A 13454-nucleotide genomic window follows, 5' to 3' on the forward strand; every position below is an offset into this window, starting at 1 on the left:
AGCACACGCATTTGGCGACAAAGCTCGCCGTTTTGACGCGGGAATTATCTATAGTGAATTCCTATACCAGACGCGAATCTCTTCTCCCGTATCGCGCAAGCTGTAACAATGAATTAACACTTAAGCAGTTGGTGAGGTAAGCAATGGCAGAATCGCAAACTAACGAACGTTTTGATCGCTGGCTTGGAAATATCAACCGAGCTTGCGGCCAATTCTCCGGGCAATTTTTGGCCGAAGGTTTCCATGGCAGCTTGCAGGAATACCACGCCAACGCCATGAAACTCAGCATGGTCAACATTGCCCATGCCCGCTTGCTCCGCACTCAACGTGAAATCGACGGTGGCAACGACGCCTGGTTTTACACGGTATTTCAGCTTGATGGCGAAGCCGTCATGGAACAAGGCGATAGCCAGGCGTTGATGCGCCGGGGTGATATCACCCTGATTGATGCCTCACGTCCCAGCCGCTTTACCTATTCGCAAACCGCGAGACAAATTTCCCTTCTGGTGCCGCGCCATTTGCTTGAGCAAAACCTGCGCACCGGCGTTATCCCATGCGCGCAACGCTTAGATGCCGGGATGCCGGTGGTGAAAATGAGCCAGCGTCTGCTGCATGAAAGCATGAAGAACCCAACGCTTAACGTCGGTGAAAGTGAGGCGGCACTGGAAGCGATTATTTGCCTGTTGCGCCCGGTGTTGCAGGTGCGTGACGCGGTGCCGTCAAAACGCGAAAAGCAATTAGACCGGGTGATGGGTTTGATTGATAACAACATTCAGTCTGAAGACCTGCGCCCGGAGTGGATCGCTAGCGAAGCAGGAATGTCCGTGCGCAGCCTGTATCGCATGTTTGCCGACAAAGGTCTGGTCGTCGCGCAGTACATCAAAAATCGTCGTCTGGATCTCTGCGCTCAGGCATTACGCACGGCGAACAGCTCGGAAAAGTTAGCAGGAATTGGCTACCACTGGGGGTTTACGGATCATAGTCACTTCTCTACAGCCTTTAAGCTGCGTTTTGGTATTTCGCCGGGGGAATATCGTAAGCGCTGGCAGTAAAGGGATTTTTACTCCGTCTGCCCCCAGCCCACTCACTTCTGCAATTTTGGTTGGTAAACACTGCTCATGTTTTTCTCACTGCGACCTGCTTCGACTTCGCGCAGCGGCTCCACCTGATGCATGGTTTGCTGGCAGCGAATCACTAAATCCTGATACTCACGCGTGCCTTTTTTCTTCCATTCGATTTCATCGGGGCGTAATTCACGGACAAACTTCGCCGGGCTACCGAGGATCATTTGCCTGGCACCAAATTCAGCCCTGGCTTTCACAAACGCAGCGGCCCCGACAATACTGTTCTCCCCGATTTTCGCGCCATCCAGAATCACCGCATTCATTCCGACCAGCGCATTCTTGCCAATTAAGCAGCCATGCAGAATCGCACCGTGGCCGATGTGCCCGTCTTCCTCAACCACCGTGTCCTGTTCCGGGAAACCGTGCATCACACAGTTATCCTGCACGTTCGCCCCATCTTTAACGATGATGCGCCCAAAGTCACCGCGCAAGCTGGCATTTGGCCCGATATAAACACGATGACCGAGCACCACATCGCCAATCAGTACCGCCGTTGGGTGCACGTAACTATCTTCGGGGACGACAGGCGTCAGCCCGTCAATTTGATATATCGGCATAATCTCTCCTTACGGACTCAGCGTGAGTCCACCAAAACGTTGGAAATAACCGCTGCCCGGCTGCGGCAAATCGCCCACTGAAGTTTCACCGTGCTCAGTGACAAACGCTAACGCGCCTGCGCAAACTCGTTGATAGATATTAATGCACAACTGGCGGGCGCTTTGCCCTTGCCAGTGCGGCGGCAGCAATTCATCAGGCAATAGGGGGTCTTTCAGCACCACACGGCGGTAGAAGTGAATAAGCAAAAGCTGAATCTGGAAGCAGCGTAGCGGCGTCAACTCGCTTTCATTGGCCTCTCGCAGCAACGGCAGCAAAGGACGAAACGAGTTGATAAACTCGCCATAGCGTTCGTTTTTGTCCGTCAGCAACCAGCACTCTTCGACACGCGCTTTAAGAGCCGTTTTCGAAGCCTGAAGCGGTGAAGAGGCTTCAAAACACATCACGTTGTCCGACACGCCCGCCTCATGCAGTAAGCTTTGTACATCAGCAAGATTTTGCGATGGCGATGCCATCAGGCTCGGCGCAAGCGTGCCAAACCCTTGCCAGATAAGCTGTTTCTTCACTTGTTGTAGCGTGTTTTTCTCCAGCCCTTCTGAAAGCAACAGCAGCCATTTACCGTCCCATTCCGGTTGCCCGGCACGGTAAATTTTGGCTTCTGCCCGGCGAGTCATACGCTGCCCCATTTCGGTCAGGCGATAAAAGCTGCGCCGTCCAACGCGCTCCACATCGAGCCAGCCCTCTTTATTGAGTCTGAACAGCGATGTTCGTACAAAACGGTCACCAAAGCCCAGTGATTCCAGCATCGTCGCCAGACTGCCAAGCCAGATTTCACCGCCGCGATGCGCCAGCGCATCCCCGTACAATGAGACAATCAGCGACGTTCCACTAATAGGAACTGCGCTCACCGCCTGCTGAATAAACTGTTCCAGTTTGTTGCTCATGGCCCGCCAAATCCGTGGTTAAAGTCGATAGCAATATAAAACATAGCACAATAAAGATGATTTAAATCATGTCATTAACAATGTGATTCACAATTCTGAGAAATACAATTTTTGTAGGTCGGATTAGCATCACACCATGCGACAAAACCTTAAATAAATTTGCGTTTTGCGAGCGGTTTCCACGGTTTTTGTCCCCAGCATTGTGCAGCTATTTATTTCCCTACATTCTTCCATTGCATAAAAATCAAACCAATATTATGATACGATCATAAGTAAGGATTTTGCTCAATGGAAAGAGAAGATTTTGGCTTGCAGTGGTTACTCGAATTACACGGTGTCTCGGTCCAGTTGGAAGAGGGTTATTGGTGGAAAGCGCAAGCGTGGCGTGTCGCCCCTTCCGCCCTTTGCCCACACGGTGTTCGTTATTCGTTAACTTTACATAACAAGTACAACACTCGCATTTTTGGTTATGACAATGCGCATGGCATCAGAACAGCCAGCAAAGGGAAGTTTGGTAGTCGTATCGTTCGGGATCACGTTCACCTGACTGCATCAGATAAAGGGCATTTCTATGAATTTTCCACAGCAGCACAGCTGTTGGAGGATTTTTTTAAACGTAGTGAAGAGATCATCAATTCAAGGAGAAAACGATGAAAGCAAGAATCGGTATCATGTCGAATGCACTCGTTCAAAAATATATGCTGGCTATTGCGTCCGGGAAATATCACCGGGAAGCGGATGAACCGAAAATATGGTTCGTATCAATCAACGCGCTCGGGCAAATATTGAATCCTGAAAACATCGCACTCTTGCGACTCATGACCAAACATCAGCCCGAAACCATCTCCGAACTTGCGGCCCTTTCCAATCGCCAACTCAGTAATCTGTCTGTCACCTTACAAACCCTAAATGGGCACGGATTCGTTGAGCTAATCAAAACGGGTCGCAAAGTAAAACCTAAAGCGCTGTATACCGACTTTGAAATCATCGTCGACAGTGCATTTGAAGCCCGCATCAATGCCGCGTGAGGCACATAGATGCGGCAAGTTGTTACTGATTTGCCGCCTGGCGCAAATCACTCACGCGAATCGCTTTCCCTTCCGAGCGTGGGAGGCTGCCGCAATTCACGATACTGATTTCCGTAGAAATCCCTACCATTGATTTGATGCGGTGGCGCAACTGGTGACACACGGAGCAACGCTGTTCATGGCTCAAATGCAGGCTGCTTTCTTTGAGTTCCACTTTGACGGAAAGCGTGTCGAGATGCCCGTCACGATGCACTTCCAGCTGATAATGCGGGGCCAGATGTTCGAATTTCACAATCTCTTCTTCGAGTTGCGACGGGAACACATTCACACCACGGATAATCAACATGTCATCTGAACGGCCAGTGATACGATCCATGCGGCGCATGGTACGCGCGGTTCCTGGCAGCAAACGCGTTAAATCGCGGGTGCGGTAGCGAATCACCGGCAGCGCTTCTTTGGTCAACGTGGTAAACAGTAATTCGCCCTGCTCGCCATCTTCCAGCGGTGTGCCGCTGATAGGATTAACAATTTCCGGGTAGAAATGGTCTTCCCAAATCGTTGGGCCATCGGTGGTTTCCAGGCATTCCATCGCCACACCCGGCCCCATCACTTCTGACAGGCCATAAATATCCAGCGCGGTAATGCCCAGGCGGCGTTCGATTTCACGGCGCATGGCGTGAGTCCACGGTTCCGCACCAAACACCCCCACGCGCAGCGAGCAATCGCGAGCATCGCCACCCATCTGACGTTCCAGTTCTTCAATCAAATTCAGGCACCATGATGGCGTCACCATAATCATATCTGGGCGGAAATCACGGATAAGCTGTGCCTGTTTTTCTGTTTGGCCGCCGGACATCGGGATCACCGTGGCACCCAGGCGTTCTGCACCGTAGTGCGCACCTAAGCCGCCGGTAAACAGCCCGTAACCATAGGCGACGTGAATTTTATCTTTAGGCGTACCGCCCGCAGCACGCAAAGAGCGAGCCACAATATCCGCCCAGGTATCAATGTCTTTTTGGGTATAACCCACCACCGTTGGTTTGCCGGTCGTGCCGGACGACGCATGAATACGCACGATCTGCTCCATTGGCACCGCAAAAGTGTCAAACGGATAGTTGTCGCGCAGGTCTTGCTTGGTGGTGCAAGGAAAGAGACGAATATCCTTCAGCTCTTTAAAATCATCAGGATGCACGCCGACCGCATCAAACTTGCGTTTGTACATCGGCACATTGTTGTAGGCGTGATTCAGCGTCCATTTCATTCGCTGCGTTTGCAGGGCTTGCAGCTCATCAACTGACGCGGTTTCAATCGGTTCCAGCTTTGTAGTAGAGGTTATCATTATAGGGTACTCGCAGGGTTGATTAGCTCACACGCTCAAGGATCAGGGCAATGCCCTGACCAACACCGATACACATCGTACACAGAGCGTAACGCCCTTTGCGGCGATGAAGTTCGTGGCTGGCGGCCAGCGCCAGTCGGGTTCCACTCATGCCTAATGGATGGCCTAACGCAATTGCGCCGCCGTTGGGATTAACATGTGGGGCGTCGTCAGGAAGTCCCAATTGTCGTAAAACCCCCAACGCCTGTGCGGCAAAAGCTTCATTCAGTTCGATAACGTCCATATCAGTGATTGACAGCCCCGCCAGTTCCAGCACTTTGCGCGTCGCGGGCACTGGGCCAAGGCCCATCAGACGGGGTTCCACACCCGCCGTGGCCATCGCCACAATGCGTGACTTTGGCGTTAAACCGTGGCGCTGAGCGGCGGCGGCACTGGCAATAATCAGCGCGGCAGCGCCGTCGTTCACACCGGAAGCGTTTCCGGCAGTGATCACGCCGTTTTGGCGAAATGGCGCTTTTAGCGCGTGGAGTTGTTGCAAAGTTGTTTCAGGGCGTGGATGTTCGTCTTCGCGAATTTCCGTCACTACACCTTTCTTAACTTTCAACACCACCGGGACGATTTCCTGCGCCAGAACACCATTATCGAAAGCCTGCTGCGCCCGTTGCTGGCTCCGCCAGGCGAAAGCATCCTGATCTTCACGGCTTATATTTAACAACTGCGCTACATTCTCTGCTGTTTCGGGCATGCTGTCAGTACCAAAGTGTTCAGCCATGAGCGGGTTCACAAAACGCCAGCCAATCGTGGTATCGAACATCTCTGCCTGGCGCTGAAATGGCGTGTTGGCCTTGCCCATAACAAACGGTGCACGCGACATCGACTCCACGCCACCGGCAATCATCAGTTCGGCATCGCCCGCTTTTATCGCCCTTGCCGCCATGCCCAACGCATCAAGGCCGGAGCCGCACAAACGGTTGATGGTGGTGCCAGAAAGTGACTGCGGCAACCCGGCAAGCAGCGTCGCCATACGTGCCACGTTGCGGTTGTCTTCGCCCGCCTGGTTCGCACAGCCGAGAATCACATCGTCGACCGCGCTCCAGTCAAGATTCGGATAACGCGCCATCAGCGCTTTAAGCGGGATGGCCGCTAAATCATCGGCACGCACTGATGAAAGTGCTCCACCATAGCGGCCAATCGGGGTGCGCACGCCGTCACAGATAAATGCGTCATTCATAGTTTGGCTCCAGGTACTGTTGTGCCGATGCGATGTGAACGCCCGCGAAACAGCGCCACCGTTTTCTCTTGTTGGTTAATGATTTCAATGTCATAAACGCCGGTTTGTCGCCCCTGAGTGCGCACCTGGGCAATCGCCGTTAACGTATCTCCCGCCATACCCGGTCTGACAAAATCAATGCTGCAACCGGATGCCACTGCCGCCAGCCCCTGACTGTTGCAGGCGTAGGCAAAGGCGGTATCCGCCAGCGTAAAAAGCTGCCCACCGTGGCAGGTTTGATGGCCGTTGAGCATCGCTTCGGTAATGGTCATCGTCAGGCGCGCAAAACCTTCGCCCATCTCCTGGAATTCAATGCCCATCTGCTGTGCGCAGTTATCGCGGGCGTACATTTCCCGGGCGTTAGCCCATGCATTAATGCTCATGTTGCGTCTCCAGCAGCGTGCGTTGGCGCAGTAAGGACGTGGGGCGATAACGCTCTTCGCCGTAATGTTGTTGCAGGTTTTCCAGCAGGCGCAACACATGCTGCCAGCCAAGTTCTGCCCCCCACGCCAGCGGGCCATGCGGATAATTCACGCCCAGGCGCATCGCGGTATCAATGTCTTGCTCGCTGGCGACGCCTTTCTGAGCCGCGTCTGTCGCTTCGTTTGCCAACATAGCCACCGTGCGCCACACCAACATGCCAGGGTAGTCGTTGATCATCAGCACCTGTTTGCCCTGTTGCTGGAAGAAGTGAATCACTTTGGCGGTATCTTCCGGGCGGTTATTCGCTGCCGCAGCCAGCACAACCAAGGGCGAGCGCTGCCAGTCATTCACCAAATCCAGCAGCACTACCGGGCGTTGCAGGCGTTTTGCCAGCTGCGTTGCTGTTTCGCCCTGCGTCACCTGCACCCAGACATCGTCGAGTTCCAGTGAAGATTCAGTGACGCTGTCACTTGTCGAGTGATTATTCAGCCAGGCAGCACGCCCGTGGCAATAAATCTTTTTAGCCCCGGCTGTAGCTGGCTCGGCGGGCAGATACGGCAGCGCTTCGTTGAGCGGCCAGCGATACACTCCCTGCCCGGTTTTCTTACCCAGTCGCTTACCGAGTACCAGCTCTTGTTGAATCAGCGAGGGCAGAAAACGTCGCTCCTGCCAGAAGCCGTTAAACACGGAGCACGTAACGGCAAAATTCACGTCCTGACCAATCAAATCGGTCAGCGCTAGCGGTCCCATCGGGAAGCCGCCGCAGTCACGCAGCGCCGCATCAATCACACCCGCAGGGGCAATATTTTCTTCCAGTGCCCGCCACGCTTCCGAATAAAAAGGACGCGCCACACGGTTGACGATAAACCCTGGCGTTGAATGGCAACGTACCGGCTGTTTCCCCCAACGCAACGCCAGCGTGATTAAACTCTCCAGCACGGCTGGCGCGGTTTCCAGGCCGCTCACCACTTCCACCAGTTTCATCACCGGAGCCGGGTTAAAAAAATGCATTCCGGCTACGCGTTGCGGATGCTCAACGCCGCTGGCAATGGCTGTAATCGAAATTGATGAGGTGTTGCTGGCGAAAATTGTCTGCGCGGAACAGACCGCAGCAAGATCGCGGAAAATCGCCTGTTTGATGTCGATTTGCTCGGCGGCGGCTTCAATCACCAGGGCTGCATCGGCCAGGTCATTCAGGCTGTTTGCGGCGTGTAATCGACTGACGGTGGCATTTTTGTCACTTTCAGAAAGTTTGCCTTTCGCCATCCTGGCGCTTAGTACGGTCGCAATATTGTCGATTGCACGTGAAGCAGCTCCATGCTGAATGTCATAAATTTTGACCGGATGTCCGGCCTGCGCGGCAACCTGCGCAATGCCTGCACCCATGGTTCCGCTGCCAATCACGGCGATAACTGATTGTGGCGTCAGCATTATCATTTCCCCTTAAACACGGGTGGACGCTTTGCCAGAAATGCCGATACCCCTTCGCGATAATCTTCGCTGCGCCCCGCAAGTCGCTGATAATCACGCTCGATATCGAGCTGTTCTTCAAGCGTGTGGGTTTCAGAGGCCAGCAGCGCTTTTTTCACCAGGCCGAGGCCAAATGTTGGCTGGCTGGCAAAATGGTTGGCAAGCTGGCGAGCGGTATCACTCAACGCTTCGTCATCAACAACTTGCCAGATCATTCCCCACTGTTGCGCCTGTTCCGCACTGAGTTTGTCACCCATCAGAGCCATCCCCATCGCTCGTGCGCGCCCGGCAAGGCGTGGTAAATACCAGGTGCCGCCGCAATCGGGAATCAGGCCTAATCTGCTGAAAGACATAATGAAATTTACTGATCGGGCAGCAATCACGATGTCGCAACCTAATGCCAGTGTCGCGCCAGCCCCTGCGGCCACGCCGTTTACCGCCGCAATGACCGGTTTTGGTAATGCGGCCAGGCGTTTTACCAGCGGGTTATAGAAGTTTTCTACCGATGCGCCCAAATCTGGCGCTTCCCCGGACGGATCAACATTGCGGTCGTTCAAATCCTGCCCCGCGCAAAATGCCCTTCCCGCGCCGGTTATTAACAGGCAACGAATGGTGTCATCGCGCTCGGCCAGGGTTAGTACTTGCGCAAGCTCACGGTGCATTTCATCGTTAAAACTGTTCAGGCGTTCCGGGCGATTTAGAGTCAGCGTCATTACGCCGTTTTGCACTTCACTCACAATAAAAGTCATAGTTATCGTCCTTTGAACGCTGCGGGGCGTTTTTCGAGGAAAGCATTGATGCCTTCCTGGCGGTCTTCAGTAGCAGCAAGCAGCGTAAAAAGCTGTCGCTCCTGTTGTAATCCGTGGGTCAGAGAGAGTTCGTGCGCCTGTCGCAGTGCAGTTTTTGCTGCCTGCAACGCCAGAGGAGCGTGTTGGGCGATGCGGGCGGCTAAGTTCTGGGCGTATTCCAGCGTCAGCGCGCAGGGGTGAACGTCGGCAACTAATCCGGCCTGCTGCGCTTGTTCAGCCGTAATGGCCTCGCCGGTTAGCACCATTTTGTAGGCCAGCGCTTTACCCACGCTGCGAATCAGGCGCTGCGTGCCGCCTGCTCCGGGCATGATTCCGAGCGTGATCTCCGGCAGCCCGAAACGGGCGTTATCGCCCGCCAGAACGATGTCACTCAACATAGCCAGCTCGCAGCCCGCACCGAGCGCATAGCCGTTGACCGCCGCCAGCAACGGTTTGTTAAAGCGTTCGATTCGCGCCCAAAGTTGCGGACGTGGGTCGTTTAGCGTGGCGGGCATATCGCGGCTCGCCATTTCTTTGAGATCGGCTCCGGCGGCAAAAAAACGCTCGTTACCAGTGATGACTACCGCACCAAGTGTTTCATCTTGCTGCGCCACTTCCAGCGCCTGCGCGATTTGCTCAAGCAGCGCGTTGTTCAGCGCGTTTCGAGCCTGCGGGCGGTTAAGCGTCAGCGTGAGGACGCGTTCGTTCTGGCTAATCAGCAATTCGCTCATCACAACCCCTGCGCGTCAAAGTCGAGCACCACGTCATCGCCTTTGGGCAACGCCTGGCAACTCAGGATATAACCCGCCGCCAGTTGGTCCGGCTCGAGACTGTAATTGACGCCCATTTCCACTTCGCCGCGCACCACTTTGCAGCGGCACGTTGCGCAAACGCCGCCTTTGCAGGCGTAAGGCAAATCCGCGCCCTGGCGCAATGCGGCATCCAGAATGCTTTCGTCGTGAGAATCCAGGGTGATGCGGCGGTCGCGCCCGTCCTGGCGCAGCGTCACCACTTTGCCTGCCGCTTGTTCGCGGCGGCGCAGGCTTGGTACGGTGCCTGGGGTGTTGAAGTGCTCAATGAAGATGTTTTGCTGCGCGACACCCATTTCCAGCAGCGCCGTCTCAGCTTCCTGCATCATGCCTTGCGGGCCGCAGATAAAGGTGCGGTCAAAGCCTTTTAGGCTGAGCAAATTGTCGCCCAGCGCTTTGATCTTCGCCCCATCCAGTCGTCCGCTCAGTAACTCGCTTTCCTGCACTTCCTGGCTGAACAGATAGATCAGTTGCAGGCGCTGCGGATAACGGTCTTTTAAGTCGGCCAGCGCCTGGCGGAACATCATGCTGCGGCTGCTGCGATTGCCATAAACCAGCGTCACGCGGCTGTTTGATTCAGTTGCCAGTGTGGCGCTGACGATGGCTAACATTGGCGTAATGCCGGAACCGACGGCCAGCGCCAGATAGTTGCCAGATATTTCAGGCTGCGGCTGGTAGCCAAATGTCCCCTGCGGGATCATCACATCCATTGCCATTCCGGCAATTAAATCGGTCACGGCATATTGCGAAAAACGCCCGCCGTCGATGGCCTTCACCGCGACACAAATTTCACCCGGTTTTTCAGCCCGGCAAATGGAATAACAGCGGCGCAGTTCTTCGCCTCCAAGGCGAGTTTTCAGGGTCAAATGCTGGCCGGGTTTGAAGGCGTAATGGATCTGCAAATCTGCGGGCACTTCAAAAGTGATGGCAACCGCTTCAGGAGTTTCCTGCTCAATGCGCGCCACCTTTAGCGAATGAAACGTCGTCATGGCAACCTCAAATACATTTAAAGTAATCAAAGGGTTCGCGGCAGCTATCGCAGCGGTATAACGCTTTGCAGGCTGTGGAACCGAATTCGCTAATCAGTGAGGTCTGCAAACTTCCGCAGCGTGGGCAACTCACTTCGCGGTCTAAATCGGCATGGCAGGCATGCCCCTGCGGCGGGCTGATGCCGTATTCACGCAAACGTGTTTTCGCGCCTGGTGTCATCCAGTCGGTGGTCCAGGCGGGATGCAACATCTGTTCGATATGCACCGGGGTATGCCGGGCCGCTTCCATCGCCTCGCGAATCGCCTTCAGCAGAAAATCAGTCGCCGGGCAGCCGGAATAGGTTGGCGTAAATCCGATGTGCCAGCCGTCTTCGCGATGGCGCACGCTGCGCACCATCCCCAAATCGGTGATGGTCAGGACCGGGATTTCCGGGTCACTGATTTGCCCGAGAATGCGCCACACTTCGCGCACCTGCGCCGGTTCAACCACGTCGAGAGTTTGCATCTTCTCCTCGCTACCACTGCTGATTAGGATAAGCGCGTTGCAAATACTGCATTTCTGCCAGGAGCGGGCCGAGGTGCTCGGTGTGCAGCCCTTGCTTGCCGCCGCTGCGGTATTGCGTCTCCTGCGGTTTGACCAGCGAGGCATCATTCAGAGCGCCAAATACTTGCGCTTCCCAGGCTGCTCGCAGGCTACGCGGGTCAACCGCAATGCCCTGTTCTGCCAGATTGATTTCCAGCTCGTCGGCATGGAACATTTCGCCGCTAAAACGCCACAGTTTGTTCAGGGACTGCTGCATTTTCTGCTGCGAGAATTCTGTACCGTTGCCCAGGCGAACCAGCCAGCCACGGCTGAAACGCAGGTGGTAGCGCACCTCTTTAATGGCTTTTGCAGCGATCGCGGCCAGTTGCGGGTCGCGGCTTTGGGCAAGACGCTCAAACAGTTCGACATGCCAGGCATCCAGCAAATACTGGCGCATTAGCGTGTCGGCAAAATCACCGTTTGGTTGTTCAGCTAACAACAAATTGTGGTACTGGCGTTCATCACGGCCAAAAGCCAGTTTGTCTTCATCAAGCTGCTCGCCCTGAAGTTCTGCCGCGTAACTCAGGAAATTGCGTGCCTGGCCGAGTAAATCCAGGCCAATGTTTGCCAGCGCGAGGTCAATTTCCAGCTCTGGCGCGTGTCCACACCAGCCGGTTAAACGCTGGGCCAGAACCAGACAAGTATCGCCAAGACGCAGTGTGTATGTGGTTAACGGGGAATAAGTCATGTCGCGCCTCACATGTGCTCGATGCCATCAGGCAAGGTGTAGAACGTGGGATGGCGATAAATTTTGGTTTCCGCCGGGTCGAAAAACGCACCCCGTTCTTCTGGCTGTGAGGCAATAATTTCGCTCGCTTTCACCACCCAAATCGAACAGCCCTCGGAGCGACGGGTGTAAGCATCCCGCGCGTTTTCCAGCGCCATTTGTTCGTCGGCGGCGTGTAGGCTGCCCACGTGACGATGCGAAAGCCCTTGTTTACTGCGGATAAATACTTCGTATAACGGCCAGTGAACGTTGCTCATGTGTTTTCCTTTAAATCGGGCGTAAATGTCGGATGACGCTGCGCTTATCCGACCTAAAATCAAAACGTTATGCGATACTTTTGCTGGCATAAGCGAGAGCGGCTTCACGAACCCATGCCCCCTCTTCCCAGGCTTTGCGCTTGGCGGCCAGGCGCTCTTCGTTACACAGTCCACGACCGGCGATCACTTCGTTAAATTCTTCCCAGTCGATTTCACCGAACTCGTAATGACCGGTGGCTTCGTTGAAACGCAGATCGTTATCCGGAACCGTCATGCCGAGCATTTCCACCTGCGGCACGGTGTTATCGACAAAGCGCTGACGCAGTTCGTCATTGCCAAAACGTTTGATTTTCCAGGCCAGGCTTTGGGCGCTGTTCGGCGAGTTGTCGTCGTTGGGACCAAACATCATTAGTGCTGGCCACCAGAAACGGTTGATTGCGTCCTGCAACATCTGGCGCTGTTCATCGCTTCCCTGTGCCAGAACCATGCAGGCTTCAAACCCCTGACGTTGGTGGAAACTCTCTTCCTTACAGATTTTCACCATCGCTCTGGCATACGGGCCGTAAGAGGTGCGGCACAGCGCGACCTGGTTAACAATTGCCGCGCCATCAACCAGCCAGCCAATCACGCCAATATCAGCCCAGTTCAGCGTGGGATAATTGAAGATCGAGGAATATTTCATTTTGCCGTCGAGCATCTTTTGGTAGATGTCTTCCCGCGCACAACCCAGCGTTTCCGCCGCGCTATACAGATAAAGCCCGTGCCCGGCTTCGTCCTGCACCTTCGCCAGCAAAATCGCTTTACGTTTCAGGCTCGGTGCACGCGTCAACCAGTTGCCCTCCGGCAACATGCCCACAATCTCGGAATGCGCATGTTGCCCAATCTGACGAATCAACGTTTTACGGTATTCGTCCGGCATCCAGTCCTGCGCTTCAATCGCAATTTCCTGCGCGATTCGCTCATCAAAGCGGTGTTGTTCAGTCACGTCATCACCTTTTATGATTCAATTTAGATTCACAAAACATTTTTATGTGAATCACTTAATGATTAAAAGTTACAGATAAGTTAACTAAAACAGCAAAAATAACACGTACGCTTTGTGAGCGTTATCACGATATATTTTCATAAAACGTTATTAAACATGCTCA

At 54.3% G+C, this 13454-nt stretch carries 16 protein-coding genes; 3 read left to right on the forward strand and 13 right to left on the reverse strand.

Translation table 11 applies throughout. The features are described 5' to 3' along the window. The first annotated feature begins 143 nt into the window (after positions 1 to 143). Complete coding sequence (gene feaR / locus GBAG_RS09485) at positions 144 to 1052, forward strand: transcriptional regulator FeaR (protein WP_034495392.1); 909 nt, start codon at positions 144 to 146, stop codon at positions 1050 to 1052. 32 nt (positions 1053 to 1084) lie between these two features. Here the strand turns inward: feaR and paaY are convergent, their stop codons facing one another. After that, the gene (gene paaY / locus GBAG_RS09490; RefSeq protein ID WP_034495394.1) at positions 1085 to 1681 is read right to left on the reverse strand and encodes a phenylacetic acid degradation protein PaaY; all 597 of its coding nucleotides are present in this window, start codon (positions 1679 to 1681) and stop codon (positions 1085 to 1087) included. 9 nt (positions 1682 to 1690) lie between these two features. Further along, on the reverse strand, positions 1691 to 2623 hold the full coding sequence (gene paaX / locus GBAG_RS09495) for a phenylacetic acid degradation operon negative regulatory protein PaaX (protein ID WP_034495396.1): 933 nt from the start codon (positions 2621 to 2623) through the stop codon (positions 1691 to 1693). 288 nt (positions 2624 to 2911) lie between these two features. Here paaX and GBAG_RS09500 point away from each other — a divergent pair, with 288 nt between their 5' ends. Beyond that, positions 2912 to 3277, forward strand: a complete 366-nt coding sequence (locus GBAG_RS09500; protein ID WP_034495398.1) for a toxin-antitoxin system TumE family protein — start codon at positions 2912 to 2914, stop codon at positions 3275 to 3277. Further along, positions 3274 to 3651 carry an HVO_A0114 family putative DNA-binding protein gene (locus GBAG_RS09505; RefSeq protein ID WP_034495400.1) on the forward strand — a complete coding sequence of 126 codons (378 nt, stop codon included), beginning with the start codon at positions 3274 to 3276 and terminating at the stop codon, positions 3649 to 3651. The genes GBAG_RS09500 and GBAG_RS09505 overlap by 4 nt, the downstream gene beginning before the upstream one ends. A gap of 22 nt (positions 3652 to 3673) precedes the next feature. Here GBAG_RS09505 and paaK read toward each other — a convergent pair whose 3' ends face one another. The 11 genes from paaK to paaA form a co-directional block, all read right to left on the reverse strand. Continuing rightward, positions 3674 to 4990: a phenylacetate--CoA ligase PaaK gene (gene paaK / locus GBAG_RS09510; protein ID WP_156104873.1), complete on the reverse strand. Its 1317-nt coding sequence runs from the start codon at positions 4988 to 4990 to the stop codon at positions 3674 to 3676. Between the two features lie 22 nt (positions 4991 to 5012). After that, on the reverse strand, positions 5013 to 6221 hold the full coding sequence (gene pcaF, locus GBAG_RS09515) for a 3-oxoadipyl-CoA thiolase (RefSeq protein ID WP_034495402.1): 1209 nt from the start codon (positions 6219 to 6221) through the stop codon (positions 5013 to 5015). Continuing rightward, positions 6218 to 6643 (reverse strand): hydroxyphenylacetyl-CoA thioesterase PaaI, encoded by a 426-nt coding sequence (gene paaI / locus GBAG_RS09520; protein ID WP_034495404.1) that lies wholly within the window; start codon positions 6641 to 6643, stop codon positions 6218 to 6220. Before paaI ends, pcaF begins: the two co-directional genes overlap by 4 nt. Then, the gene (gene paaH / locus GBAG_RS09525; protein ID WP_034495406.1) at positions 6633 to 8114 is read right to left on the reverse strand and encodes a 3-hydroxyacyl-CoA dehydrogenase PaaH; all 1482 of its coding nucleotides are present in this window, start codon (positions 8112 to 8114) and stop codon (positions 6633 to 6635) included. Before paaH ends, paaI begins: the two co-directional genes overlap by 11 nt. Positions 8115 to 8116: 2 nt before the next feature. Then, the gene (gene paaG / locus GBAG_RS09530) at positions 8117 to 8902 is read right to left on the reverse strand and encodes a 2-(1,2-epoxy-1,2-dihydrophenyl)acetyl-CoA isomerase PaaG (RefSeq protein WP_034495408.1); all 786 of its coding nucleotides are present in this window, start codon (positions 8900 to 8902) and stop codon (positions 8117 to 8119) included. A gap of 2 nt (positions 8903 to 8904) precedes the next feature. Continuing rightward, positions 8905 to 9672: a 2,3-dehydroadipyl-CoA hydratase PaaF gene (gene paaF, locus GBAG_RS09535; protein WP_034495410.1), complete on the reverse strand. Its 768-nt coding sequence runs from the start codon at positions 9670 to 9672 to the stop codon at positions 8905 to 8907. Next, positions 9672 to 10739: a 1,2-phenylacetyl-CoA epoxidase subunit PaaE gene (gene paaE, locus GBAG_RS09540; RefSeq protein WP_034495412.1), complete on the reverse strand. Its 1068-nt coding sequence runs from the start codon at positions 10737 to 10739 to the stop codon at positions 9672 to 9674. Before paaE ends, paaF begins: the two co-directional genes overlap by 1 nt. A gap of 7 nt (positions 10740 to 10746) precedes the next feature. Next, positions 10747 to 11244 carry a 1,2-phenylacetyl-CoA epoxidase subunit PaaD gene (gene paaD, locus GBAG_RS09545; protein ID WP_034495414.1) on the reverse strand — a complete coding sequence of 166 codons (498 nt, stop codon included), beginning with the start codon at positions 11242 to 11244 and terminating at the stop codon, positions 10747 to 10749. 10 nt (positions 11245 to 11254) lie between these two features. After that, positions 11255 to 12010, reverse strand: a complete 756-nt coding sequence (gene paaC / locus GBAG_RS09550) for a 1,2-phenylacetyl-CoA epoxidase subunit PaaC (protein WP_034495416.1) — start codon at positions 12008 to 12010, stop codon at positions 11255 to 11257. Positions 12011 to 12018: 8 nt separating this feature from the next. Then, positions 12019 to 12306, reverse strand: coding sequence for a 1,2-phenylacetyl-CoA epoxidase subunit PaaB (paaB, locus tag GBAG_RS09555; protein ID WP_034495418.1), 288 nt, complete (start codon positions 12304 to 12306; stop codon positions 12019 to 12021). Positions 12307 to 12373: 67 nt separating this feature from the next. After that, entirely contained in the window at positions 12374 to 13291 is a 918-nt protein-coding gene (gene paaA, locus GBAG_RS09560; protein WP_034495420.1) for a 1,2-phenylacetyl-CoA epoxidase subunit PaaA, read from the reverse strand. Between the last annotated feature and the right edge of the window lie 163 nt (positions 13292 to 13454).

It is taken from the genome of Buttiauxella agrestis ATCC 33320 (assembly GCF_000735355.1).
GTDB lineage: Bacteria > Pseudomonadota > Gammaproteobacteria > Enterobacterales > Enterobacteriaceae > Buttiauxella > Buttiauxella agrestis.

Coding starts and splice junctions, on each gene's coding strand:
- paaE (WP_034495412.1), bottom strand. CDS start 10,739: ATGACGACGTTTCATTCGCTAAAGGTGGCGCGCATTGAGCAGGAAACT.
- paaX (WP_034495396.1), bottom strand. CDS start 2,623: ATGAGCAACAAACTGGAACAGTTTATTCAGCAGGCGGTGAGCGCAGTT.
- paaF (WP_034495410.1), bottom strand. CDS start 9,672: ATGAGCGAATTGCTGATTAGCCAGAACGAACGCGTCCTCACGCTGACG.
- pcaF (WP_034495402.1), bottom strand. CDS start 6,221: ATGAATGACGCATTTATCTGTGACGGCGTGCGCACCCCGATTGGCCGC.
- paaD (WP_034495414.1), bottom strand. CDS start 11,244: ATGCAAACTCTCGACGTGGTTGAACCGGCGCAGGTGCGCGAAGTGTGG.
- paaC (WP_034495416.1), bottom strand. CDS start 12,010: ATGACTTATTCCCCGTTAACCACATACACACTGCGTCTTGGCGATACT.
- paaB (WP_034495418.1), bottom strand. CDS start 12,306: ATGAGCAACGTTCACTGGCCGTTATACGAAGTATTTATCCGCAGTAAA.
- paaG (WP_034495408.1), bottom strand. CDS start 8,902: ATGACTTTTATTGTGAGTGAAGTGCAAAACGGCGTAATGACGCTGACT.
- feaR (WP_034495392.1), top strand. CDS start 144: ATGGCAGAATCGCAAACTAACGAACGTTTTGATCGCTGGCTTGGAAAT.
- paaH (WP_034495406.1), bottom strand. CDS start 8,114: ATGCTGACGCCACAATCAGTTATCGCCGTGATTGGCAGCGGAACCATG.
- GBAG_RS09505 (WP_034495400.1), top strand. CDS start 3,274: ATGAAAGCAAGAATCGGTATCATGTCGAATGCACTCGTTCAAAAATAT.
- paaI (WP_034495404.1), bottom strand. CDS start 6,643: ATGAGCATTAATGCATGGGCTAACGCCCGGGAAATGTACGCCCGCGAT.
- paaK (WP_156104873.1), bottom strand. CDS start 4,990: ATGATAACCTCTACTACAAAGCTGGAACCGATTGAAACCGCGTCAGTT.
- paaY (WP_034495394.1), bottom strand. CDS start 1,681: ATGCCGATATATCAAATTGACGGGCTGACGCCTGTCGTCCCCGAAGAT.
- GBAG_RS09500 (WP_034495398.1), top strand. CDS start 2,912: ATGGAAAGAGAAGATTTTGGCTTGCAGTGGTTACTCGAATTACACGGT.